Here is a 23,282-nt window from a genome sequence, read left to right on the forward strand (position 1 = left end):
TGTCAGTATTACAAGCCAAATTAATTTCTTTCCTTTTGCCGCCCCCTTTCATTAAACTGCAACAGGTTTTATTTTAATACAAAACAGCTTTTCTCACCACTGTCGAACAAAGTGTCAGATAATAAACTATTTTTTGATAATATTTTTGGCCGGGTGACAGCGAAACACTTTTTCAACCATCACGTCTTACTCTATGTAACATACCACCTTACAAAGGAGCAGTGTTATGCGAAAAGCGTTTTGGGGCTTGCCGGTTGCCCTTATCGTCCTTTGGCTGTTGAGCGGCTGCACAGACACACTGCACAAACAAAGGGCCGCCCCTCTGCAAGGCCCGGCCCAAACAGCTTTTACAATAAATAATAATACAGCCCTTATACAATCTCTGGAAATTAATCTAACCGGCAAGCAAAGCAAAGACAAAGTATCATTGTATGCCGAACAGTCAACGGACGGACTGCCTTTGGCCTGGTACCTGGTGGTCAACGGCCTGGCAAAAGTAAAACTGACTGCGGAGGATCTTTATTCCTTTGCCGAAGTAAGGTTTGCGGATCTGGACGGGGATGGCCGGGCGGAAGCGCTGTTATTCCGGCAGTCCAGCGGCAGTGCCGGTGCCCGGGGATTAAATATTTATCAAACCGCCGGTCAGCATTGGCAAGAGCTGTTTTCGGTCAACCAGGATACAGTAACAAATGACAAAAGGTACGCCGTAACATATATAGGCAATTACTGCGTGGCTTTTGAAGATAAAGAAACCGGTCTAACGGGCATTATCCGGCTTAACGAAAGCCGCTACCGGGGCAGCGAACACATGTTGCCGGATATCACCGCCTGGATTGATCCCATTATTGATTACAGCCTGGCAGATTACAATCAAGACGGCATTAAAGAAATAGTAACCATCCAGCGGGTCATCGGCATCGCCCATGCGGATACCATCGGTCTGCTAAAGACCACTTATCAATTAAAAGGGAACAGGTATCAGGCAGTGACCCTGACCCTTTGCGATAGCAATGACACCCCCCTGGCGGAAGTTAAATTAATTTAAAGGGTTAGTTCCGCCCCGTGTTCTTTCAACCACTGCCGGTGCACCCGGTAGTCCGGACAAATGCTCTCCACCAGGGCCCAAAATTTTTTGGAGTGATTCATTTCCACCAGGTGAGCTAATTCATGAACCACAATATAATCTATCACCGGCAGCGGAGCCATCACCAACCGGTAATTAAAGTTCAGGTTGCCTCGGTTGGAACAACTGCCCCAGCGGGTTTTTTGATCTTTAATGAAAACCTGGTTGTAAGTAATGTTCATTTTTTTAACGGCAAGCTCCACCCGTTCCATAATAATTGTCCTGGCCTGCTGCCGCAGCCAATTTTCCAGCACCTGTGTCAGCCGGTCTTGCAAGTTTTGCGGCAGCATGACAATAATTTTATCATCCACCGCCTCCACCGCCGGCGGCCCTTCTTGAAATACGGTAACCAACCGGTAATATCGGCCCAGCAGGCGTACCTCCTGCCTTTCGGCCAGCTGGTTGGCCTTCATATGTCCGGCCCTTTGGCTCATAAGGGCTAATTTTTGCAATATCCATGTTTGCCGGCTTTTTAATAAGAACGGCAGATCGGCCAGGGGATACTTGGCCGGCACCACAACCTCCAATCCTTCTGCCGGTCGTATTTTGAGATATACCTTGCCGGCCCGGCTGCTTCTTTTCAGCCGGTAAGGTACCAGGTGTTGTCCCAATTGTATCGCATCTTGCGGGGGCTGTTTTTTCATGGCCGCTCCCCTCCCGTAAACAGTCTTGAATTAAATTTCGGCAAACACCTCTTATTTCCTTTTTATTCCATACGGTTTGCATAAAAAAGCGCCGCTTCCTGAGAAGCGGCGCCGGCGTGCCGCCGAACACTCATCGGTGGTTTATGATTCACTTGACCTTTGGCAACGCCGGCTCCGGTTGCGTTAAATCTTCAGTTGGTTTTGCCGGCGCTGGGCTGTTTACCGTTGCCGTTGCCGTTGCCGTTGACTTGCCACATCTCGGAAGGGGGCGTAAGGATCAGCGCTTCATCATGCCAGGTGCAGGATACTTCGTCGGTCAGGGCCATGGCAATGTTTTTCATATGCTCGCTCATGCGCAGGTAGGCATTAACAACATCCATATGGATAAAGCTGGTATTTTCTGTTTCCTGGGAACCCCTTTGCATGCGGGCAATGTGGCTCATGCGCAACCGGAACTCCAGATCAACAATATCCTCCTGCAGGTTTTTCGCCTTTTCGGCCAGCATACAACTGTTAGTGGCAAAGGCGGTATTAACAATATAAAGCAGCTCTAAAATTTTATTGTGCATGGTAATTATATCTTTATGTCCCTCGGCGGAAAAATCCAAATTGTTGACATACTTGCTCTCTGCTTTATACATCAGGTTTTTTTCGATAATATCGCCGATATATTCATATTCCCGCACAATATGCACCAGGCCCATGGTTTTGTTAAATTCATCCTTGGTCAGCGGCTGTCTTAACAGGTGGGTTAAATATTTGTTGGTTGCTGTCGCCAGGCTGTCAATGTGATTTTCCTTCTGGTGCATTTTTTCTGCCAAATCAGGATCATATGATTTCAGCAGCGGGTAAATATGTTTGGTCATGTCGGATACATGGTCAGAAATATGCATGATCTCCTTGGTGGCCATGCCAATGGCTACTTCCGGCGAGTTAAACAAACTTTCATCCAGGTATTTGGGCGCCACATCGGTATCCGGCTGTTTCTTTTCCGGCACAATAATTTCCAACAGCCGGGCAAACTGAGAAATAAAAGGAGCAAACAGCACTGCAAGGGCAATGTTAAAGAAGGTATGCACGTTGGCCACCTGAAAACCGGCATTAGATGTTAAGCTGCTCATTACCTTGGCCAGCACGCTCACAAAGGGCAGGAATAATAACACCCCGGCCACTTTAAAGAGCAAATGGGCTGTGGCCACCCGTTGGGATTCCCGCGAGGATCCCAGGCTGGATAACACGGCTGTGAAGGCGGTGCCGACATTGGCACCAAACAACAGGTAAACAGCGGATTCCAGCGTAATCATGTGCTGCATGGCCAACAGCATGATGATACCGATGGTGGCAGCGCTGCTGTGCACCAAAAAGGTAAAAACGGCCGCAACCACCATGGCCAGCAGAGGGCTGTCGCTCATCTGCAGCAGCAATTTGCCAAACATCGGGTCATCCCGCAGGGGGTGCATGGTATCTGACATTATTTTAAGACCCAGGAACAATAAACCAAAGCCTATTAATACCTGGCCAATGCGCTTATATTTATGTCTTTTGGCAAAAAATATGATGGTAGCCCCAACCCCAACGATAGGTAAAGAAATTTCTGTCACCTTTAAAGCAATTAACTGGGCGGTTATGGTGGTGCCGATATCCGCTCCTAAAATTACCGCTAACGTTTGTCTTAAGCTGATAATGGAAGCACTGGTCAGACTTACCAATATCACCGTGGTAGCGGTACTGCTTTGAAACATGACGGTTACCAGGGTGCCCAGGCCCATAGCAACCAGGCGGTTTTTGGTCAGCTGGGTGAGGGCTTCCCGCAACCTTTTTCCGGCAATTTTTTGCAGTCCGTCGCTCAGTACATACATACCATATAACAACAGGCCCATGCCGCCAATCATACTCAATACAACTGCTTGCCAGTGCATTTGCCTCGCCGCCTTTCTGCAGAAACTCAGAAACTTAATAAAATTTTCACAAAGCATTAGAAAAAAATTATAGCTTTGCGCTACCGGTATTTTTTCTGCTTTCTTAACATAAACTTAATACTTGTATTGTAATTCATTAGTTATTTAGTGTCAAACAGTGGACATTTGATTGTCGAAAATAAACATTTGGCGGCGGTCTTTTTTGTCTAAACGGCCTGCCCAACTTGTGTAATGTTAAATTTTCAGCCATATTTACATGGCCTCATGTTTATGCCGCCGGAAACATACAAAACCCTGCCCACCTGAATATTTCAGGGTGCAGGGTTGTGGCAAAGGGTTTAACTGGTGCGCCCGACAGGAATCGAACCTGTGCACCCGGCTCCGGAGGCCGGCGCTCTATCCCCTGAGCTACGGGCGCTTGTTGCTTTACGCTATTATATTATAGCAGTATTTTAGATTTTTGCAAGGGTTATCTGAGCAGGTTCCTTGAGCGAACTTTTATATAATAGCACTGATCAGCCAAAAAATCAAGGCGACCGTCGCAAATTTCTCTGCCAATTGCTGCCCGGCTGCATTAATTAACTGAAATAAGTATGGCCGGTACACCGGCCCGCTGAAAAAGCACCGGTGTATTTTTTTTACTGAAATCCTGCTTGCCGGACAGCCTGCTTTAGCACCTGGGCCGAATTGCGCAAGCCTTCTTCTTCTTCCACCGATAAAGGAACAGTCAATACTTTATCCCGGCCATTGCCGTTAACTATGCAGGGAAGACTCAGGCACACATCATTGATCCCATAAAGGCCGTTGATCAACCCAGATACAGTCAGGATAGAATTTTCATCCCGCAAAATTGCCTCACAAATTCTCTTAATTGACAGGGCAATGGCATAGTAGGTGGCACCCTTGCGCTGAATAATTTCATAAGCCGCCGTCCTTACCCGTCGGGCAATTTCCTGCCTGTCTACCGGTGCCAGACCCAATAACGGGGTAAACTGTGACAAACCCATCCCGGCAATGCTGGCCGTACTCCACAATGCTACCTCTGAATCACCGTGTTCCCCGATAATATAAGCATGAATATTGCGCGGGTCCACCCCGCAATAGGATGATAATTCGTCCTTAAAGCGAGAGGTATCCAACACCGTACCCGAACCAAACACCCGGTTGGCAGGCAGCCCGGTAATTTTCAAGGCCACATATGTTAAAACGTCCACCGGGTTGGATACCATTAAATAAACGGCATCCGGGCAATGCTTTACCAGCCTGGGCATACTGTCTTTTAAAATAGCCACATTCTTGTGCAATAAATCCAGCCTGGTTTCGCCGGGCTTTTGGTTAGCCCCGGCGGTAAATATAACGATTTGGGAATCTTTGACATCTTCGTATGTACCGGCATAGATGTTAAGCGGCTTGATAAAGGCGGCCGCATCTCCCAAATCCATGGCTTCGCCTTCTGCCTTCTTGTGGTCAATATCTACCAGCACCAGGTCACTGGCCAAGCCGCCGGCCATAATGGCAAAGGCGGTAGAAGCACCTACCATGCCTGTACCGACAATTGTGATTTTTACCCCTGACCTCTGCACTAAAATTTATCCCCCTTCATTTTATAAATCAAGCTTAGTATTTCCGTCGTGTTCGATACTATAACTAACATTTTTCCAATTTTTATAGGTGGACGAATTATTGGAAACCCTGTACAATATTGCATAAGTTTAAAAAAGGCCGAATCTCCGGCAGAACCGGAGTACGGGGGACTATCCTTCCCGGGGTGAATCAGCTCTCTTAAAGCAAGGCAAGCGGACAGAGAGCGGTAGGGTACCCTTCAACCCGAACCCGTCAACTAACCTCGAAGGCCAAAAGGAGGGTAATACTATATGAATATGTCTGTCAGGTTGCGGCAGACCGTTGTCTTGTTGTGTTTTCTAGGGGTGCTGCTGTGGGCCACAGCTTCTTGGGCGTACAATTACACAGTGGCAGCGGGCGATTCACTTTATTTAATCAGTCAAAAAACCGGTATTCCTGTCAGTAAGATTAGAGCAGCCAATAATCTTACCGGCGATCTGATTTTCCCGGGGCAGGTATTAAGCCTGCCGGAAGTTAAACCTGCTGTGGCAGCTTTGCCGCCGGCCAAGTCGCCGTCAACTGCCTATACCGTAAAACCTGGCGACAGCCTGTATTTGATTGCCCAAAAATATAATACCCGGGTCGAAGCATTAATGCTTGCCAACAGTCTCAGCGGCACCTTAATTTACCCCGGCCAGCAGCTGATTCTGCCCGTTACGGCTTCCCGCAGCGCTGCCACCATGGCTGTTGAAGTGAGCCGCAGTGCCAAGCGGCCGGTTATTCCTTACACCGATGAAGATTTGGATTTGCTGGCACGTTTGGTGCAAGCGGAGGCAGGCGGCGAACCCCTGGAAGCCCAAATCGGGGTAGCTGCGGTGGTAATTAACCGGGTGCAAAGTGATCTTTTTCCGGATACCATTCAGGAAGTTATTTACGCCCCCAACCAGTTTGCACCTGTCCGCAACGGTTGGATTAACCGCCCGGCCGGCCAATCAGCCATTCAGGCAGCCACAGCCGCTTTGTATGGCAACGACCCCACCGGCGGAGCTTTATACTTCTTTGATCACTCTACACGCAACTCATTCCTGCGTTCCCTGCCGGTTTCCGCCACCTACGGCCAAATGATTTATGCCAAGCGTTAACAGGGGATGACAGCCAACTAACAGCAACCCCGTACCACTTTATGGGTGGTACGGGGTTGCTGTTTTGGCAATTTAATCTACCGGCTAAGGCCGGATGACAGTAAGGGGTTATAAAAACTTAACCGGTGTCGGCTGCACACTTTCCGGGCCTAACTGCAAATCCACCGCCAGGGGCAGGTGGTCGGAAGCGTTGGCCTGCATAGGGAAACTTGCCAACACCTGCCACGCCGGCGATATAAACACATAATCTATTCTTTCAGTGGGTTGGCCGGCCGGGTAGGTAGCCGCATCTTCCCCGCTGTCCGCAGCTGCATCCCGCAGCACAGAAGTTATCAGGCGGTACACCGGCGAGTCCGGCCGGTCGTTAAAATCTCCCACCAAAATTACCGGCCGGTTTGTGCGTGTGACAATACGCAGTATTTCCTCGGCCTGCTGTAATCTTTCTTGCTGGTTAAGCCCCAAATGGGTGCAAAAAAAACTTACCGTACCGGCGGGCAGGGCAATTTCCGTTTCTAACAAGCCCCTTTGTTCCCCCTGGCTGGGCAGCAAATATTGTCGGTAGCTGACAATTGGCCAGCCGCATAACACGGCATTGCCATACTGGGCTGCCCCCCAGGTCAAATTGGGGGCAAAGACCCAGCTTTTTCTTAGCCAACGCCCTAAAATTTTAGCCTGGTGCTGAAAAAAACTGCGCGGCATGTGCTTATCAACTTCCTGCAGCCCTATTAGCTGAGCTTTGCCGGCACCAAGCACCTGGGCCACCCGGTTTAAATCAACCCTGTGATCCAGTCCCCGGGCATGACGAATATTGTAACTGACCACCCGGATTGTTAGCAAAGCCTTTCCCTCACTTCAGCCACCTGCCGGCCGCGGCACTTTGCCTATGTTTTGCCTGACCAGCCAGGTTTGCTTGCTGATTTTATGATTATGCTATGCTGCCGGCGGCCTTGCTGCTACCTTTCCGTTGCCTGCGCATCGCCTCCGGCGTGCCGGTTGAACTGCTGGGCCCAATCATTATAGGCAGCAAGAAGTTCCATCACCTCTTGGCAAACCGCTTTTTCCGGCGCCAGCAAACGGGTAGCAAACCCCAGGCCGGATACAAAGCCGGCCAGCATACCTCTGTGAAAATCCGGTCCATGCCGGTGCTCGGCTGCTTCCTGCCTGGTTTGTCTGGCACAATCCTGCAACTCATTTATTTTTCGCTGCAGTGCAGCCAGCAAATACCTTTCTCTGTCCTCTTGCGGCATTGCCAGTAATTCCTGCCGGCTCAACACATTAACACACTCCCTTGGATGTAGTTTTTTACATCCATTATAACAGAACTTAAAAATAAAAAATTTGGGATGGTATCCCAAATTTCAGCTGATAAAGGCCACCCTGCAAGGTATTTTCGCCCCGTCCCCGGCAGCCCCTTCATACATTTTTAATTTTGCGCAAAGCGGCATACATTTTATAGGCGCAACCCGGTTTTAGCTTCTTTTCCCCATCGCCAATGCGAATAAGCTGAACCTTGCCGTTGACAATTTTAATCTTGCCAATCAGTTTAGACATATGCATCCCTCCCGGTTTAGTGAAAAAGACAACTATCTCAAAGTCGGTTATGCCCCTTTGATTTGACGCAGTGCTGCATACATCTTGTATGCACTGCCCGGTTGAAGTTTCTTTTCCCCCTCGCCAAGCCGGATTAATTGTACTTTGCCGTTCACAATTTTAATTTTGCCGATCAGTTTTGCCATAGCTGCCACCTCCTGATCTTTTGCTTGGGAAAATTATAGCAATCTCCATTTTTCGGAGCAATAGTTCTGGTCCTAATCAAAATTGTAAAATAAGTCATGTAATTCTAATACAAAATTGTTTTATTTTTATTATTTTTCTTTACTTGTACTAACCGTTAAGTGCAATTAATAAACTTTAACAAACAGGACAAGGAGGTGCAGCCATGAAAACAGACCGGCAAATCTTACAATGCCTGTTGCATGGTTTTTCCTGGTCTAAACTAAAGAAGACGGTTTTTCTCGAAAAAAAGAGTGGCTATGAATTATCTCTGGAGCAGCAAATTGAACAAGCCAAACAAGCTTGGCTGATTGCCCTGGAGCAAATGCAGTGGGCAGATAAAGACTTGTTGGAGGCGGCCATCTTAAAAACCACCGCCTGTGAAAAGCGCTATATTGCCTTGCTGCAAAAGGCCCGGGATATGAATTATGTTGCCTGGGACCCCCGGCAAATAACCCCGGCGGCAACCAACCGATGATAGCTGCGCCGGGGCTCGGAAGCTCAAGGAATTATGTTTACTGTTCAAGATTTATTTTATCAGTTGATCCGCCTGGTAAGAGCTGCGCACATAGGGCCCGGCCGCCACTTGCTGAAAGCCCATGCTTTGCCCCATGCGGCGGTAATATGCATAGGTCTCGGGAGTTACATACTCCTGTACAGCCAGGTGCCGGTGGCTTGGTCTAAGGTACTGCCCAATAGTTAACAGGTCACAAGCCACCTTTCTTAAATCTTCCATTACACCCAGCACTTCCTCTCTGGTTTCCCCCAACCCCACCATCAGGCCGGATTTCGTTAAAATGCCGGGGTCTTGTTCTTTTACCAGCTGCAAAAGCTGCAAGGAACGCTGATAGTGGGCCTGGGGACGCACTGTCGGGTACAGCCGGGGTACGGTTTCCACATTGTGATTATAAACCTCCGGTGCGGCCTCTGCCACCTGCCGGATGGCCGCCCGGTTACCCCCGAAATCCGGGGTTAAAACTTCCACGGTTGCCCCGGGCAAGCGCTGCCGGATAGCCTGCATGGTGCGGACAAACTGGTTGGCGCCGCCGTCCGGCAGGTCGTCCCGGGTTACCGAAGTGATTACCACGTGTTTTAGCCCCAGCCGGCAGGCCGCTTCAGCCACCCGTGCCGGTTCTGCTTCATCCACCGCTGCCGGGGTTCCCTTGGTTACGGCACAAAAGCGGCAGCCCCGGGTACAGGTATCGCCGAGGATCATAAAAGTGGCTGTCCGGCGGGAAAAACACTCGGATAAATTGGGGCAGCGGGCTCCCTGGCAAACCGTATGCACAGATAAGTCTTTTAGCAACTCCCTGGTGCGGGGCAAATCTGCGGTGTAGATTACTTTCCGCCGCATCCAGTCAGGAAATTGACCTGCCATGGCAATCCCTCCCTTAAATGTGAATAGCCCGGCCATGCACCGCTTCCGCAGCTTCTAAAAAAGATTCTGCCAGGGTAGGATGGGCATGGATGACCCGGCTGATTTGCCCTACGGTAGCCCCCAGTTCCATGGCCAGGGCCGCTTCGGCAATTAAATCAGTGGCATGGGGCCCTATGATATGTACTCCCAGCACCTTGTCTGTGGCCGGATCGGCCAGTATTTTCACAAAGCCGTCGGTTTCGCCCATGGCGGCTGCTTTGCCGGAGGCCATAAAGGGAAACTTGCCCACCTTAGGCTTGATACCCTTTTCTTCACACTGCTGAACGGTCAGCCCCACGCCGGCCACTTCCGGGGCAGTAAATATACAGTTAGGCACCAGGTCATACTTCATGGCCCGCGGCTGTCCCAGGATGTTGTCCACCGCCACCAGAGCCTGGGCAGACGCCAGGTGAGCCAACTGGGCTTTGCCCGTAATGTCACCGACGGCGTAAATGCCCGGCACCTCGGTAGCAAGGTATTCGTTCACCGGCACCTCGCCCCGCTGCCCCAGCCGGACACCGGCTTCTTCCAACCCCAGGCCTTCCGTATTCATTACCCGCCCTACCGAAATAAGAATTTTATCTGCCTGAAGCGTTTCCCCGCCTTCCAACAAGGCGGTTACAAGATTGCCCGACTTTTCCACCCCGGTAATCTTTACCCCGGTTTTTATGTTGATGCCCCGGCGTTTCAGCAGGGTTTGCAACAGGCGTGCCACATCCCGGTCAGCCATGGGCAGGATACCGGGCATGGCCTCGGCAATGGTAACCTGGCTGCCCATTTCGGCAAAAATGCAGGCAAACTCGCAGCCCACCACTCCGCCGCCAATTATTAACAAGCTGGGCGGCACTGTTTGCCAGGCCAGGGCTTCATTGGATGTCACTACCCGGTGGCCGTCGTAGCCTAAAGTTTCTAAAATTGCCGGCCGGGTGCCGGTGGCTAAAATAATATTTTCTGCCACCAGTTCCATGGTTCCCCCCTCCGGCAAATAAACCGCCACTTTGCCGGGGCCGGCCAGTTTGGCGGTGCCTCGCAGGCAGTCGACCTTATTTTTTTTTAATAAGTATTGCACGCCGGCCACCAGTTTTTTGACCACCGCATCCTTGCGCTCCACCAGCTTGGCGTAATTAACGGTTACCTCACCCAGCCGGATACCGAACTCCGCTGCCCGGCGGATTTTATGCAGGGTTGCCGCTCCCTCGACCAGTGCTTTGGTGGGAATGCAGCCCCGGTTAAGGCAGGTGCCGCCCACCTCATCCTGTTCCACCAGGGCCACTTTGGCGCCCATTTGAGCAGCCCGGATGGCCGCCACATAACCACCCGGCCCGCCGCCAATAACTACCACCCGGTAAGTCAAAAAATTACCTCCTTTTTGAAAATTTAAGCTCTGCATTACCAGTAAAACTTAATATAACTTTGCTTTTGTACTTCGACTTGCCGGACCGAAAACCTGCTGCCGCCCACCACAAAAACGCCCCCTTAAAGGGGGGCATCAAACTGTCGGCAAAGGATGTAAAGCAAAGTAAGGCGGTTTTATGATCCCCTGTCGGCGACTTGTCGAAGCACCGGTCACAGCACTTGATGAGCGAAAGGAGCCCTTGGGGTGGCGCCCACAGGACGTGGGCGCCAGCCGAACCGGGCCAGGATGGCCCGTTTGAGGCGACCCCAGGGGCCACCGGAGCGAATCATAGTGCTGTCGGTGCGTAGACCGGAGCCAAAGGGGATCATAAACCACCGGTAATGTTTGTGGACACTCTGACGCCCCCTTAAAAAGGGGGCGTGCATAATGCTATGGCAAGTTAGTATAACCCATTAAGTAACGGTCGCACTCGCGGGCTGCCCCGCGTCCTTCGTTAATAGCCCAGATCACCAGGCTTTGGCCCCGGCGCATATCCCCGGCGGCAAACACCCCCGGCAAGTTGGTGGCAAACTTGCCATAGGCCGCCTTGATGTTGCCGGCTCGGTCACGTTCCAGTCCCAGTTGGTCCGGCAGAGTATCTTCCGGGCCGCTAAAGCCCATGGCTAAAAGTACCAGCCGGGCCGGCCAGACTTTTTCGGTACCGGCAATTTCCCTGGGGGCAAAGCGCCCTTGATCGTCTTTTATCCATTCAATGTTGACGGTGTGCACTTCTTTAACCTGCCCCTGCGCATCGCCCACCAACCGCTTGGTCATGACACAATACCGGCGCGGGTCGGCGCCGTACAGGGCTGCTGCCTCCTGCTGGCCGTAATCCACTTTGTGCACCCTGGGATACTGGGGCCAGGGGTTGTGGGGTGCCCTCTGCAAGGGCAGTTGAGGCATAATTTCCAGTTGGACAACACTGCGGCAACCGTGGCGAATGGCGGTGCCCACACAGTCTGTACCGGTATCGCCGCCCCCAATAATTACCACATCTTTGCCGGCGGCGGAAATAAAGCGGCCGTCCCGGTGGTTAGCATCCAGCAGGCTTTTGGTATTGGCGCTGAGGAATTCCACCGCAAAGTGAACCCCTTTTAGGTTGCGTCCTTCTACCGCCAGGTCACGGGGTTTGGTTGCTCCGCCGCAAAGCACCACTGCATCAAATTCCTGCCGCAGCTGATCAGCAGATACGTCTTTGCCCACTTCGGTATCGGTAATGAAAGTAATACCTTCCGCCGCCAGTAAATCAACCCTTCTCTGCACAATCTTTTTGTCCAATTTCATATTGGGTATGCCGTACATTAAAAGCCCGCCAATACGGTCTGCCCGTTCAAACACCGTTACCCAGTGGCCGGCTTTGTTAAGCTGGGCGGCACAAGCCAGACCGGCGGGGCCGGAACCCACCACCGCCACCTTTTTGCCGGTGCGCCGGGCAGGTGGCTGGGGTACCAGCCAGCCTTCAGCAAAGGCTTTATCGATAATGGCACATTCAATGCTTTTTATGGTTACCGGTGCGCCAACCAGACCGGCGGTGCAGGCCCCCTCGCAGAGGGCCGGACACACGCGGCCGGTAAACTCCGGAAAATTGTTTGTTTTAAGCAGGCGCTTAAGGGCTTCCTGCCACAGCCCCCGGTAAACCAGGTCATTCCACTCCGAAGGAACATTATGGTTGGGGCAGCCGGATGCCATGCCGTTAATTACCATGCCGCTGTGACAAAAGGGCGTACCACAATCCATACAGCGGGCTGCCTGCTCCATAATTTTTTCTTCCGGTAAGCGGCGATAAAATTCCTGCCAATCCTTGACCCGCTCCAGGGGGTCCCGATTGGCGGCCATTTCCCGTTGGTATTCCATAAACCCGGTAGGTTTACCCATATCCTTTCCCCCCAACCAATCTTCCCGGTTAGTTGCCGCTGATCCGGGATTTATCTTTTTTATTTTCCTCAAAGGCCGCCAAAACAGCCTGTTCCCCGCTCAAGCCGGCTTCGTAGGCTCGTTTAAGGGCTTCTGTCATGCGCTTATAGTCCTTGGGAATTACCCGCACAAACTTGGGCTGCAGCAATGCCCAATTCTCCAACACCCTTTGGGCAACCGTACTGCGGGTATAGTTAAAGTGGCGCCTGATTAATTCCTGCACTTCTTTAATTTCCGCAGCATCAGACAGTTCTTCCAGCAGCACCATTTCCCGGTTGCAGCGGCCGGGGAAAGTACCGTCTTCATCCAGCACATAGGCAATTCCGCCTGACATGCCGGCTGCAAAGTTTCTGCCGGTGGAACCAAGCACTACCACCCGGCCGCCGGTCATATATTCACAGCCATGATCGCCGACACCTTCCACCACTGCCCGGACACCGCTGTTTCTGACGCAGAACCGTTCGCCCGCCACACCCCTGATATAAGCTTCGCCGCCGGTAGCCCCGTAGAAAGCCACATTGCCAATAATGATGTTTTCTTCCGGCCTAAAAGTGGCGCCGGCAGGCGGCAGAACGATAATTTTGCCGCCGGAAAGGCCTTTGCCCAGGTAGTCGTTGGCATCCCCTTCCAGTGTCATGGTTATGCCTTTGGGAACAAATGCCCCAAAGCTTTGTCCGGCACTGCCGGTAAAGGTCAGCTGAATGGTATCTTCAGGCAAGCCGGCTGCCCCGTAACGCCTGGTAACCTCACTGCCCAGCATGGTACCAACCACCCGGTTGGTATTGCGTATGGGCAGGCTGGCCTGCACAGGGCGGCCGTGTTCCAGGGCGGGCTGGCAAACGGGCAAAAGTTGCTGCCAATCGAGAGATTTCTCCAGCCGGTGATCCTGGGCTATGCGGCAGTATCTGCCAACGCTTTCCGGCACCGCCGGCCGGTAAAGCAGCGGGGAAAGATCCAGCCCCTTTCTTTTCCAGTGGTTAATAGCTTCGCTCACTTCCAGAACGTCTGTCCGGCCCACCATTTCATTGACTGTACGGAATCCCAGTTGAGCCATAATCTCCCGCATTTCCTGGGCAATAAAACGCATTAAGTTAATCACATGTTCCGGCTTGCCGCTGAAGTTTTTGCGCAGCTCAGGGTTTTGGGTAGCAATACCCACCGGGCAGGTATCCAGGTTGCAAACCCGCATCATAACACAGCCCATGGCCACCAGGGGAGCGGTGGCAAAACCGTATTCCTCGGCACCCAGCAGGGTAGCAATGACCACATCCCGCCCGGTCATCAGCTTGCCGTCGGTTTCCACCACAATCCTGTCACGCAGTTTATTCAGCACCAAGGTTTGATGGGTTTCGGCCAGGCCTAACTCCCAGGGCAGCCCGGCATGCCTGATACTGGTACGGGGCGAAGCACCGGTACCCCCATCGTAACCGCTGATCAGCACCACATCCGCCCGTCCTTTGGCCACCCCTGCGGCAATGGTTCCTACCCCCACTTCAGATACCAGTTTAACGTTGATGCGGGCCCTGGGGTTGGCGTTTTTCAAATCGTGAATTAATTGGGCCAGGTCTTCTATGGAGTAAATGTCGTGATGGGGCGGTGGCGATATTAAGCCCACACCGGCAGTGGTGCCCCGCACTTCAGCCACCCAGGGATATACTTTGCCGCCGGGCAGTTGGCCCCCTTCGCCGGGTTTTGCCCCTTGGGCCATCTTAATTTGAATCTCGTCCGCATTAACCAGGTAGTTGCAGGTGACGCCAAATCTGCCCGAGGCCACCTGTTTTATGGCGCTGCGCCGGGAGTCACCGTTGGCATCCGGTATAAAGCGGGCCGGATCCTCTCCGCCTTCGCCGGTATTGCTCTTGCCGCCGATACGGTTCATGGCAACAGCCAAACATTCGTGGGCCTCTTTGCTGATGGATCCAAAGGACATGGCACCGGTTTTAAAACGGCGGCAGATATCCTCCACCGACTCCACTTCCTCAATGGGAACCGGCGGCCGGTTGGATTTAAAGGCAAACAGCCCTCTGATGGTGCAATTCTTCTGCACTTCCTGATCAAGCAGGCTCGCATATTGCTTATACAGGCTGTAATCACCGTTGCGGCAGGCCTGCTGCAAATAATAGATCACCCGGGGATTATACATGTGCTCTTCCCCGTCATGCCGCCACTGGTGGGCGGAACCTGAATCCAGGGTGTTGTCAGTTCCTGCATACGCCCTTTGGTGGCGCAGCTCCACCTCCCGGGCGATGCCGGCCAGGTCAAGGCCGCCAATGCGGGAGGAGGTCCAGGTAAAGTATTGGTCAATAACTGACCGGTGAATACCCACTGCCTCAAAGATTTGGGCCCCGCAATAACTTTGGATGGTAGAAATGCCCATCTTGGACATGACCTTAACGACACCCTTGGTGGCCGCCTTAATGTAATTTTTGACTGCATCCCGGTACTCCACGTCCCGCAGATACCCCTGGTCAATCATTTGCTGCAGGGTGGCAAAGGCCAGATACGGGTTAATGGCATTGGCGCCGTAACCCAGCAGGACGGCAAAATGGTGTACTTCCCGGGGCTCCCCGGACTCCAGCAGCAGGCTTACCCGGGTGCGGCTGCCTTGGCGGATCAAATGGTGGTGCAGGCCGCTTACAGCCAGCAGGGCCGGTATGGCCGCCTGTTCTCCGGTTACGCCGCGGTCGGACAGGATCAGCAGGTTGGCGCCGTCGGCCACGGCCCGGTCGGCTGCCTGAAACAGGTTATCCAACCCTTTGGCCAGCCCCGCAGCACCTTCGGCAATATTAAAGAGTATGGGCAAAGTAACCGTTTGAAACCCTGCCCGCCGGAGGCAGCGCAGTTTGGCCAGGTCCTGGTTGCTTAAAATTGGTGTTTTGATTCTAATTCTGCGGCAGCTGTCAGGCTCCGGTTGGATCAGGTTCTTCTCCGAGCCCAGGGTGGTTTCGGTGGCGGTTATAATTTCCTCCCGGATAGCATCAATGGGCGGGTTGGTAACCTGAGCAAACAACTGTTTAAAGTAGTTATACAGCAACTGCGGTTTTTCTGACAGCACCGCCAGCGATGCGTCATGGCCCATGGCCCCCACCGGGTCTACGCCGTTTTTGGCCATTGGCTCCAGTATTTTCACCAGGTCCTCATGGGTGTAGCCAAAGACCTGCTGCAGCTGATTAATGTTTTCGCAGGCGGGCTGCCGGTCAGCGGGCGCTGCCGGCAGGTCTTCCAGGCTGACCATGTATTCATTGATCCATTGGCGGTAAGGATAGGCAGAGGCAATTTGCTTTTTTAGCTCCTCATCCGAGACAATCCGTCCTTCCCCGGTATCTACCAGCAGCATGCGCCCAGGCCGCAGGCGGTCTTTATAAGCCACTTTCTCCGGCGGGATATCCAGCACGCCTACTTCGGAAGCCAAAACAATCATGTCATCCTTAGTTACATAATAACGGGAAGGCCGCAAGCCGTTACGGTCCAATACCGCACCGATAATACTGCCGTCGGTAAAGGCAATGGCCGCCGGTCCGTCCCAGGGTTCCATCAGGCAGCTGTGATACTCATAAAAGGCCTTCTTTTCGTCACTCATGCTTTCATGGTGGGACCATGGCTCGGGAATCATCATCATGGCTGCGTGGGGCAAGGAGCGTCCCGCCAGATAAAGGAACTCCAGCGTGTTGTCAAACATCAAGGAGTCGCTGCCCTCCTGGTCAATTACCGGCAAAATTTTGGCCAGATCCTCACCAAACACATCAGACCGGCACATGGCCTGGCGGGCGTGCATCCAGTTGACATTGCCGCGCAAGGTATTAATCTCACCGTTGTGAATTAAATAGCGGTAAGGGTGGGCCCGTTCCCAACTGGGGAAAGTATTGGTGGAAAAACGGGAATGTACCAGCGCCAGGGCAATTTTGATTTGCGGGTCCTGCAAATCAAGGTAGAATTTGTTTAATTGGTCCGGCGTCAGCATGCCCTTGTAAACAACGGTACGGGAGGACAGGCTGGCAAAATAAAAGGTTTCTCCTTCATTTAATAACGACCGGCGCGCTTCTTTACGGGCGCGCTTGCGGATTACATACAGTTTCCTTTCAAAAGCCAAGTTATCGGTTAACTGTGCATGAGCCGCCAAAAATACCTGCCAAATGGCAGGCTGAGCCATTTTGGCTGTTTCGCCAAGCATGGCATTGTTTACGGGAACTTCGCGCCAGCCCAGCAGGGTTTGGCCTTCCTCCTGCACTATCCGCTCCAAAAGACGCCGGCAGGCAGCCCGGCGGTTTGGGTCGGTGGGCAAGAAAAGCATACCCACGGCGTACTGTCCGGCGGCCGGCAATTGTATATTTAACTTGGCGCACTCTTTGACAAAGAACTCATGGGGTAGCTGCATCAGGATACCGGCCCCGTCACCTGTATCAGGCTCCGCCCCCTGGCCACCGCGGTGGTCAAGATTCACCAGCAGGTTCAGGGCCTGCTGTAAAATTTCGTTAGACTTTTTCCCCTTAATATTGGCTACAAAGCCAATACCGCAGGCATCGTGTTCAAATTGCGGGTCGTATAAACCCTGTTGGCGGGGAAATCCGGCACTAGTCATGTTAAAACACCTGCCCTTTCCAAAAACTGCACAATATTAATTTACAGAATATTCTGTATATATTTAGGGATAAGGAGGCCCGGGCTAAGGCAAACCCTCTGTGAGCGGCGCTAGCCGGGCCAAACCTTACTTTTTCTAATAAAAATGTATTAGAATTTGGTGAGATATTCTTCCAACTCCCAGGGGCTTACCTGCATCCGGTAGCGATCCCACTCAATGGTTTTGGCTTCCATATATCTTTCAAAAATATGCGGCCCCAGTGCTTCTTTAATTACTTCATCGGCAGCCAGGGCTTTTAAAGCCTCCGCCAGGTTCTCCGGCAGGTTGCCAATACCCAGGGCCTGGCGCTCTGCCAGGGTCATTTCATAAATGTTCCTGTCACAGGGCGGCGGCGGTACCATCTTCTTCTTAATACCGTCCAGACCGGCCTTTAAGCAAACGGCCAGCGCCAAATAGGGGTTGCAGGAAGGATCCGGGCTGCGCAATTCAATGCGGGTGGACATCCCCCGTTTAGCCGGAATACGAATTAGCGGGCTGCGGTTGCGGGATGACCAGGCCACATAGACCGGCGCTTCGTAACCGGAAACCAGACGCTTGTATGAGTTGACAGTGGGGTTGGTAATGGCCGAAATGGCCTGGATATGGTTCATCAGCCCGGCAATATATTGCATGCTTACTTCACTCATGCCAATGGGAGCATTGGGATCATAAAAGGCATTCTGGCCATCCATGGTAATCAGGGACTGGTTTAAGTGCATGCCGGAACCGGCCATGCCAAAAACCGGCTTGGGCATAAAGGTGGCATGCAAACCGTGGCGCTGGGCAATGGTGCGCACAGCCAGCTTGAAGGTAACAATTTTATCCGCAACATCCAGGGCATCGGAATATTTAAAGTCGATTTCGTGCTGACCCGGTGCCACTTCATGGTGGGAAGCCTCTATTTCAAACCCCATCTGTTCCAGGGTTAAGACCATATCCCGGCGGGCGTCTTCCCCCAGGTCGATGGGTGTCATATCAAAGTAACCGGCCCGGTCATGGGTTTTGGTGGTAGGACGCCCGTCGGCATCCACATGGAATAAGAAAAACTCCGCCTCAGGCCCTACATTCATGGTGTACCCCATTTCGGCCGCTTCAGCAATGGCCCGGCGCAGGGCATAACGGGGGTCACCGATAAAAGGGGTGCCGTCCGGATTATAAATATCACAAATCAGGCGGGCCACTGCACCCTCCCGCGGTTTCCAGGGAAATACCACAAAGGTGTTGGGATCCGGCCGCAGGTACATATCCGATTCTTCAATGCGCACAAAACCCTCAATGGAGGAGCCGTCAAACATCATTTCTCCTTCCAGGGCTTTATCAAGCTGCTCAACGGTGATGGCGACGTTTTTTAATACCCCGAAAATGTCGGTAAACTGCAAGCGGATAAACTTTACATGTAGGTCCTTACACAATTGCCTAACATCGTCGTTAGTCAGTTTAGCCACAATAACACACCTTTCTGCTAAAATTTACAAGAAGTATTATATCACATAAACAAAAAAACCTACACGCAGGGCATGAAAAAACTTACCCGCTGCAGGCCTCGTTGCCTAATAACCAAGCACACCGTTGTGCTTTATGCAATTGTAATATCAGTATAGCAAATTTTCAACAGAAATCCATACCCTGCCCTCAAGAATTATGTATACTTTTTCAAACAAAAAAGGTAAACCTTACCCAGGCGGGTAAGGTCAGACGAAGACAAAGGTTGTAAAACAAAGTGAGGTGGTTTTATGGTCCCCTGTCGGCGACCTGTCGAAGCACCGGTCACAGCACCTGATGAGCGAAAGGAGCCATTGGGGGCGCCCACAGGATGTGGGCGCCCAGGCGAACCGGGCCAGAAGGGCCCGTTTGAGGCGACCCCAAGGGCCACCGTAGCGAATCATAGTGCTGTCGGTGCGTAGACCGGAGCCAAAGGGGATCATAAACCACCGTTAATATTTTCCGGCGGCAAATCTTACTACCTAGTACATGGTCAGGTACTTCTTAATTTCCCATTCGTGAACAGTGGTTCGGAAATCATCCCACTCTTCCATTTTGCCTTCCACAAAGCGGTTTAAGATGTGATCCCCCAGCACGGATGAGATAACCGGGTTGGCCTGCAGTTCCTTGACGGCCTCGTGCAAGCTGGCCGGCAGACTCACAATGCCCTCCGCCGCCCGCTGGGCCGCATCCATATGGTAAATATTGCTTTCGGTAGGAGCCGGAGGGGTAATTTTATTTTTTATACCGTCTAATCCTGCCTTTAAAGCAGCCGCAATGGCCAGGTAGGGGTTGCAGGCCGGGTCAGGGTTGCGCAGCTCCACCCGGGTGGACATGCCCCGTTTGGCCGGGATACGGATTAAGCTGCTGCGGTTGGCCAATGACCAGGCCACATAGCAGGGCGCCTCGTAGCCGGGTACCAGCCGCTTGTAGGAGTTTACGCTGGAATTGGTAAGAGCAGCAAAAGCCCGGGCATGCTTAATTAAACCACCGATATAGTATTTTGCGGTTTCACTCAGTTGATCCGGTGTGTCGGGATCATAAAAAGCATTCTGGCCATCCAGGGTAAACAATGATTGGTTCATATGCATGCCGGAGCCGTTGATGCCGAAGATCGGCTTAGGCATAAAGGTGGCATGCAAACCATGCCGCTGGGCAATGGTACGCACCACAAACTTAAAGGTCATAATTTTATCCGCCACATCCAAGGCATCTGAATATTTAAAATCTATCTCGTGCTGGCCGGGTGCTACTTCGTGGTGTGAAGCCTCAATTTCAAAACCCATTTCTTCTAATGTCAATACCATAAAGCGCCGGGCATTTTCGCCCATGTCAACGGGAGTCATGTCAAAATAACCGGCCTGGTCATGGGTTTGCGTGGTGGGGCGGCCTTCCTTGTCTACATGAAACAGGAAAAACTCACACTCGGGTCCCACATTCATGGTGTAGCCCATTTCCTTTGCCTCGGCCAGCACTTTTTTCAGGGCATAACGGGGGCAGCCTTCAAAGGGGGTGCCGTTAGGGTTGTAGATATCGCAAATCAACCGGGCCACCGCTCCTTCCCGGGGCCGCCAGGGAAATACCACAAAGGTATTTGGGTCCGGCCGGAGATACATATCCGATTCCTCGATGCGGGTAAAACCGTGAATAGAGGATCCGTCAAACATCAGCTCGCCGTCCAGGGCCTTTTCCAGTTGTTCAACGGTAATTGCCACGTTTTTTAATACTCCGAAAATATCTGTAAACTGCAAGCGGATAAATTTAACTCCCATCTCCCGGGCCTTTTCCAGTACTTCTTTTTTGGTAAAAGCGTCCATGTTTCTCCACCTTTCTTGGTTTTTAATAAAAAATAAAACGCCCCATGATGAAGGGACAGTGCTTATCCCTCCACCAACAGGCGCCATTGCCGCGGACATCATTGTACCGATTTAGTTTTTCAATTGTCTGGTTGATTAGGTTTATTTAATGCTGTGCGCTAAAATAATCGCTTCCGCCACAGCCCGCATGGAAATGCGCTTGTTCATACTCTGCCTTTGCATGCGTTTATATGCTTCTTCTTCGCTTAGTTTCATGGTTTGCATCAGAATACCCTTGGCTTTTTCCACCAGTTTTCGGGTTTCCAGGGTGTCCCGCAGGTCTTTGAGCTGTTTTTCCAGTTTAACAATTTCCTGATAATTAGCTAATGCTAATTCCACTGCCGGCCATAAGGCATGTTCCTCCACAGGTTTTTGGAGTATGCTGAATACCCGGGCCTCCCGCGCTTTCTCGATGGTATCCTGCCGCAAGTAATCGGTAGTTAAAATTACCGGCCCCAACTGATCTTCATACATAATACGGGCTACCTCCAGGCCGCTGATACCCTGCAAACAATCCTGAATGATTAACAAATCCGGGTGTCGGTTGCGCACCAATTGCAGCGCACCGGGACCGTCAGAAGCATCTCCCACAACAAGGCAGCCCAGTTTTCCTAGCAAGGTTTTGATATGCTTGCACCACGCCTCATCTGCATCTACGATGACAATTCGTGGATTCGCCACCGGGATCACCTCTCAAACGCAAAAAGCCCAGACAGGTACACCACCTGTCCGGGCAACATTGCCATGATAAGATACATCATTGTATCCCTTGTATTCAACTATAGCTGTATTATAGAGTACCTTTGATAATCAGTCAATAGTCTTTAGTCAAGTATACACAATCCGGCCGGGAAGGGTTAGCCAAGAATTTGCTCCACTTCGTCGGCATCAGCTTCCATAACGTATTTAATGCCGCTGATCTGAGCTGCTTCCGGGGTTAAAGCCACCAGGTCATCCCGGGTAATGTATTCCAGGCTGAACTTGCGGGCGCCGCACATAAATTGGCGCAGGCCCTGGGCCAGGCGCTCAAAGTAGGTGTAAACGCCAATGGCGCCTACCGGCAGGTCGGCAAAGCGATCGCCCAGTTTTTCCTTCAAGGCGGATGCGTTAATGAAGATTTGCTCCAGGTTTTCGCCGTACTTCTTATACTCATTGGGAACCTTGCCGCTCTTCAGCATTTCACCGATATTCTTGCCCACCATGGCAGCGGTAAGAGCGGAACGTGCCATGCCAATAGCCTTCACATAGGGGGCACTCATGGCAAAGCCTTTGAACATATGGTCTTCCAGAGTGAAGCCGCCGGCAATGGCGATGGGCGGTACATATTCGCCCTTGGCAGCCAGTTTATCGCAGTATTGGGTCAGCAGCGACTGGATGTATACCGTGGGTACGCCCCATTCATTCATCATGCGCCAGGGGCTCATGCCGGTACCGCCGCCGGCGCCGTCCACTGTCAGCAGGTCAATCTTAGCCAGCGAAGCAAACTTAACGGCCCGGGCCAGGTCTGCCGGACGGTAAGCACCGGTTTTTAAGAAAATATACTTGGCCCCGGCTGCCCGCAGTTCTTCTACCCGCTTCAAGAAACCTTCTTCAGTAACCATACCGATACGGGAGTGCCGTTCAAACTCTTTAAAGGCACCGGCTTGATAGGCTTCTTGCACTTTGGGGTCTTCCGGGTTGGGCAACACGATATAGCCGCGGCCCTTTAACTGCAGTGCCCGTTCCAGTGTGTTCAGTTTTACTTCGCCGCCGATGTCTTTGGCGCCCTGGCCCCATTTAATTTCTACCGCTTCAACGCCCAGTTTTTCAATGGCATATTCCTGCACGCCCAGGTTGGTATCTTCCACGTTGGCCTGCACAGCAATAAATCCTGCCCCTTGATACCATTCCTGGAAGTCTTTGACACGTTTGGCCAGGTTGGGGGAATGAACGACACGTCCGTTTTTAATTTCTACATTGGGGTCCATGGCGCAGACGTTTTCGCCGATGGCAATACCGGCACCGGAAATGGCACAGCCGGCTGCCAGGTGGTCCCAGTTATCTGCAGCCACGTTGGTGGAACCCATAGCTGCCACTACAATGGGGGTGGACAGCTTGAGGTCTTTGTTGGCACCCAGGTAGGTATCCAGGTTTACTGCCGGGAAAATAGCCTTATCGGGGTCCGCTTCGATACCATGGGCTCCTACTGCGGTACCCATAATATTAAAGTGTGAATAATCAATGGGATAGTCCTTTTGGGAAGCGGATGTAATCTTGCCAAAGGGCTGGGGATAAAGAACCTCTTTGCCCCGGACGGCTGATTTGCCTATTTCGCAAAAGCCCGGGCAGCCGTCCAAACAGGTGGTGCACATGCCGCTGAAAGGACAGTAGCTTTCGGGTGTGCGCAGTTTGGTGAGAGTAGCGGTACTGGCGTTGGTGCCTTTACTGTAAGTCAT

20 protein-coding genes, 1 tRNA gene and 1 riboswitch are annotated in these 23,282 nt (G+C 52.0%); of the genes, 3 read left to right on the forward strand and 18 right to left on the reverse strand.

Features of this window, described 5'->3' with window-relative positions:
- Positions 1-226 precede the first annotated feature (226 nt).
- On the forward strand, positions 227-1,045 hold the full coding sequence (locus DESHY_RS05860) for a hypothetical protein (protein WP_008411178.1): 819 nt from the start codon (positions 227-229) through the stop codon (positions 1,043-1,045).
- Here the strand turns inward: DESHY_RS05860 and DESHY_RS05865 are convergent.
- From DESHY_RS05865 to DESHY_RS05880, 4 genes are all read right to left on the reverse strand, one after another.
- Positions 1,042-1,767, reverse strand: a complete 726-nt coding sequence (locus DESHY_RS05865; RefSeq protein ID WP_008411179.1) for a M48 family metallopeptidase — start codon at positions 1,765-1,767, stop codon at positions 1,042-1,044. The genes DESHY_RS05860 and DESHY_RS05865 overlap by 4 nt on opposite strands.
- A 191-nt stretch (positions 1,768-1,958) precedes the next feature.
- Complete coding sequence (locus tag DESHY_RS05870; RefSeq protein ID WP_008411180.1) at positions 1,959-3,686, reverse strand: Na/Pi cotransporter family protein; 1,728 nt, start codon at positions 3,684-3,686, stop codon at positions 1,959-1,961.
- Positions 3,687-4,029: 343 nt separating this feature from the next.
- A tRNA-Arg gene (locus DESHY_RS05875) sits at positions 4,030-4,104 on the reverse strand.
- 220 nt (positions 4,105-4,324) lie between these two features.
- Positions 4,325-5,275 (reverse strand): L-lactate dehydrogenase, encoded by a 951-nt coding sequence (locus DESHY_RS05880; protein ID WP_048817923.1) that lies wholly within the window; start codon positions 5,273-5,275, stop codon positions 4,325-4,327.
- A gap of 121 nt (positions 5,276-5,396) precedes the next feature.
- Positions 5,397-5,556: riboswitch (cyclic di-AMP (ydaO/yuaA leader) on the forward strand.
- A 4-nt stretch (positions 5,557-5,560) separates the two neighbouring features.
- Between DESHY_RS05880 and DESHY_RS05885 the strand changes: the two genes are divergently transcribed.
- Positions 5,561-6,391 (forward strand): cell wall hydrolase, encoded by an 831-nt coding sequence (locus DESHY_RS05885; RefSeq protein ID WP_008411182.1) that lies wholly within the window; start codon positions 5,561-5,563, stop codon positions 6,389-6,391.
- A gap of 108 nt (positions 6,392-6,499) precedes the next feature.
- Here the strand turns inward: DESHY_RS05885 and DESHY_RS05890 are convergent, their stop codons facing one another.
- From DESHY_RS05890 to DESHY_RS14220, 4 genes are all read right to left on the reverse strand, one after another.
- Positions 6,500-7,228: an endonuclease/exonuclease/phosphatase family protein gene (locus DESHY_RS05890; RefSeq protein ID WP_008411183.1), complete on the reverse strand. Its 729-nt coding sequence runs from the start codon at positions 7,226-7,228 to the stop codon at positions 6,500-6,502.
- 116 nt (positions 7,229-7,344) lie between these two features.
- Complete coding sequence (locus tag DESHY_RS05895) at positions 7,345-7,665, reverse strand: hypothetical protein (RefSeq protein WP_008411184.1); 321 nt, start codon at positions 7,663-7,665, stop codon at positions 7,345-7,347.
- A 139-nt stretch (positions 7,666-7,804) separates the two neighbouring features.
- Complete coding sequence (locus DESHY_RS14215) at positions 7,805-7,942, reverse strand: hypothetical protein (protein WP_008411185.1); 138 nt, start codon at positions 7,940-7,942, stop codon at positions 7,805-7,807.
- A gap of 47 nt (positions 7,943-7,989) precedes the next feature.
- Positions 7,990-8,127 (reverse strand): hypothetical protein, encoded by a 138-nt coding sequence (locus tag DESHY_RS14220; RefSeq protein WP_008411187.1) that lies wholly within the window; start codon positions 8,125-8,127, stop codon positions 7,990-7,992.
- Between the two features lie 203 nt (positions 8,128-8,330).
- Between DESHY_RS14220 and DESHY_RS05900 the strand changes: the two genes are divergently transcribed.
- Positions 8,331-8,642: a hypothetical protein gene (locus DESHY_RS05900; protein ID WP_008411190.1), complete on the forward strand. Its 312-nt coding sequence runs from the start codon at positions 8,331-8,333 to the stop codon at positions 8,640-8,642.
- Positions 8,643-8,693: 51 nt separating this feature from the next.
- Here the strand turns inward: DESHY_RS05900 and lipA are convergent, their stop codons facing one another.
- From lipA to DESHY_RS05940, 10 genes are all read right to left on the reverse strand, one after another.
- The gene (gene lipA, locus DESHY_RS05905; RefSeq protein WP_008411191.1) at positions 8,694-9,542 is read right to left on the reverse strand and encodes a lipoyl synthase; all 849 of its coding nucleotides are present in this window, start codon (positions 9,540-9,542) and stop codon (positions 8,694-8,696) included.
- Positions 9,543-9,555: 13 nt separating this feature from the next.
- Positions 9,556-10,935 (reverse strand): dihydrolipoyl dehydrogenase, encoded by a 1,380-nt coding sequence (gene lpdA, locus DESHY_RS05910; RefSeq protein ID WP_008411193.1) that lies wholly within the window; start codon positions 10,933-10,935, stop codon positions 9,556-9,558.
- A 212-nt stretch (positions 10,936-11,147) separates the two neighbouring features.
- Positions 11,148-11,306: a hypothetical protein gene (locus DESHY_RS14225; protein ID WP_162829795.1), complete on the reverse strand. Its 159-nt coding sequence runs from the start codon at positions 11,304-11,306 to the stop codon at positions 11,148-11,150.
- Between the two features lie 61 nt (positions 11,307-11,367).
- Positions 11,368-12,852, reverse strand: coding sequence for a glutamate synthase subunit beta (locus DESHY_RS05915; protein ID WP_008411194.1), 1,485 nt, complete (start codon positions 12,850-12,852; stop codon positions 11,368-11,370).
- Positions 12,853-12,880: 28 nt separating this feature from the next.
- On the reverse strand, positions 12,881-17,470 hold the full coding sequence (gene gltB, locus DESHY_RS05920; RefSeq protein ID WP_008411195.1) for a glutamate synthase large subunit: 4,590 nt from the start codon (positions 17,468-17,470) through the stop codon (positions 12,881-12,883).
- Between the two features lie 149 nt (positions 17,471-17,619).
- Positions 17,620-18,954 carry a type I glutamate--ammonia ligase gene (gene glnA, locus DESHY_RS05925; protein ID WP_008411196.1) on the reverse strand — a complete coding sequence of 445 codons (1,335 nt, stop codon included), beginning with the start codon at positions 18,952-18,954 and terminating at the stop codon, positions 17,620-17,622.
- Between the two features lie 246 nt (positions 18,955-19,200).
- Entirely contained in the window at positions 19,201-19,434 is a 234-nt protein-coding gene (locus DESHY_RS14110) for a hypothetical protein (protein WP_162470935.1), read from the reverse strand.
- Positions 19,435-19,473: 39 nt separating this feature from the next.
- On the reverse strand, positions 19,474-20,808 hold the full coding sequence (gene glnA, locus DESHY_RS05930; RefSeq protein ID WP_008411197.1) for a type I glutamate--ammonia ligase: 1,335 nt from the start codon (positions 20,806-20,808) through the stop codon (positions 19,474-19,476).
- A 141-nt stretch (positions 20,809-20,949) separates the two neighbouring features.
- Positions 20,950-21,528 carry an ANTAR domain-containing response regulator gene (locus tag DESHY_RS05935; RefSeq protein WP_008411198.1) on the reverse strand — a complete coding sequence of 193 codons (579 nt, stop codon included), beginning with the start codon at positions 21,526-21,528 and terminating at the stop codon, positions 20,950-20,952.
- A gap of 176 nt (positions 21,529-21,704) precedes the next feature.
- Complete coding sequence (locus DESHY_RS05940) at positions 21,705-23,282, reverse strand: FMN-binding glutamate synthase family protein (protein ID WP_008411199.1); 1,578 nt, start codon at positions 23,280-23,282, stop codon at positions 21,705-21,707.

It is taken from the genome of Desulforamulus hydrothermalis Lam5 = DSM 18033, from assembly GCF_000315365.1.
Classification (GTDB): Bacteria; Bacillota; Desulfotomaculia; order Desulfotomaculales; family Desulfotomaculaceae; genus Desulfotomaculum; species Desulfotomaculum hydrothermale.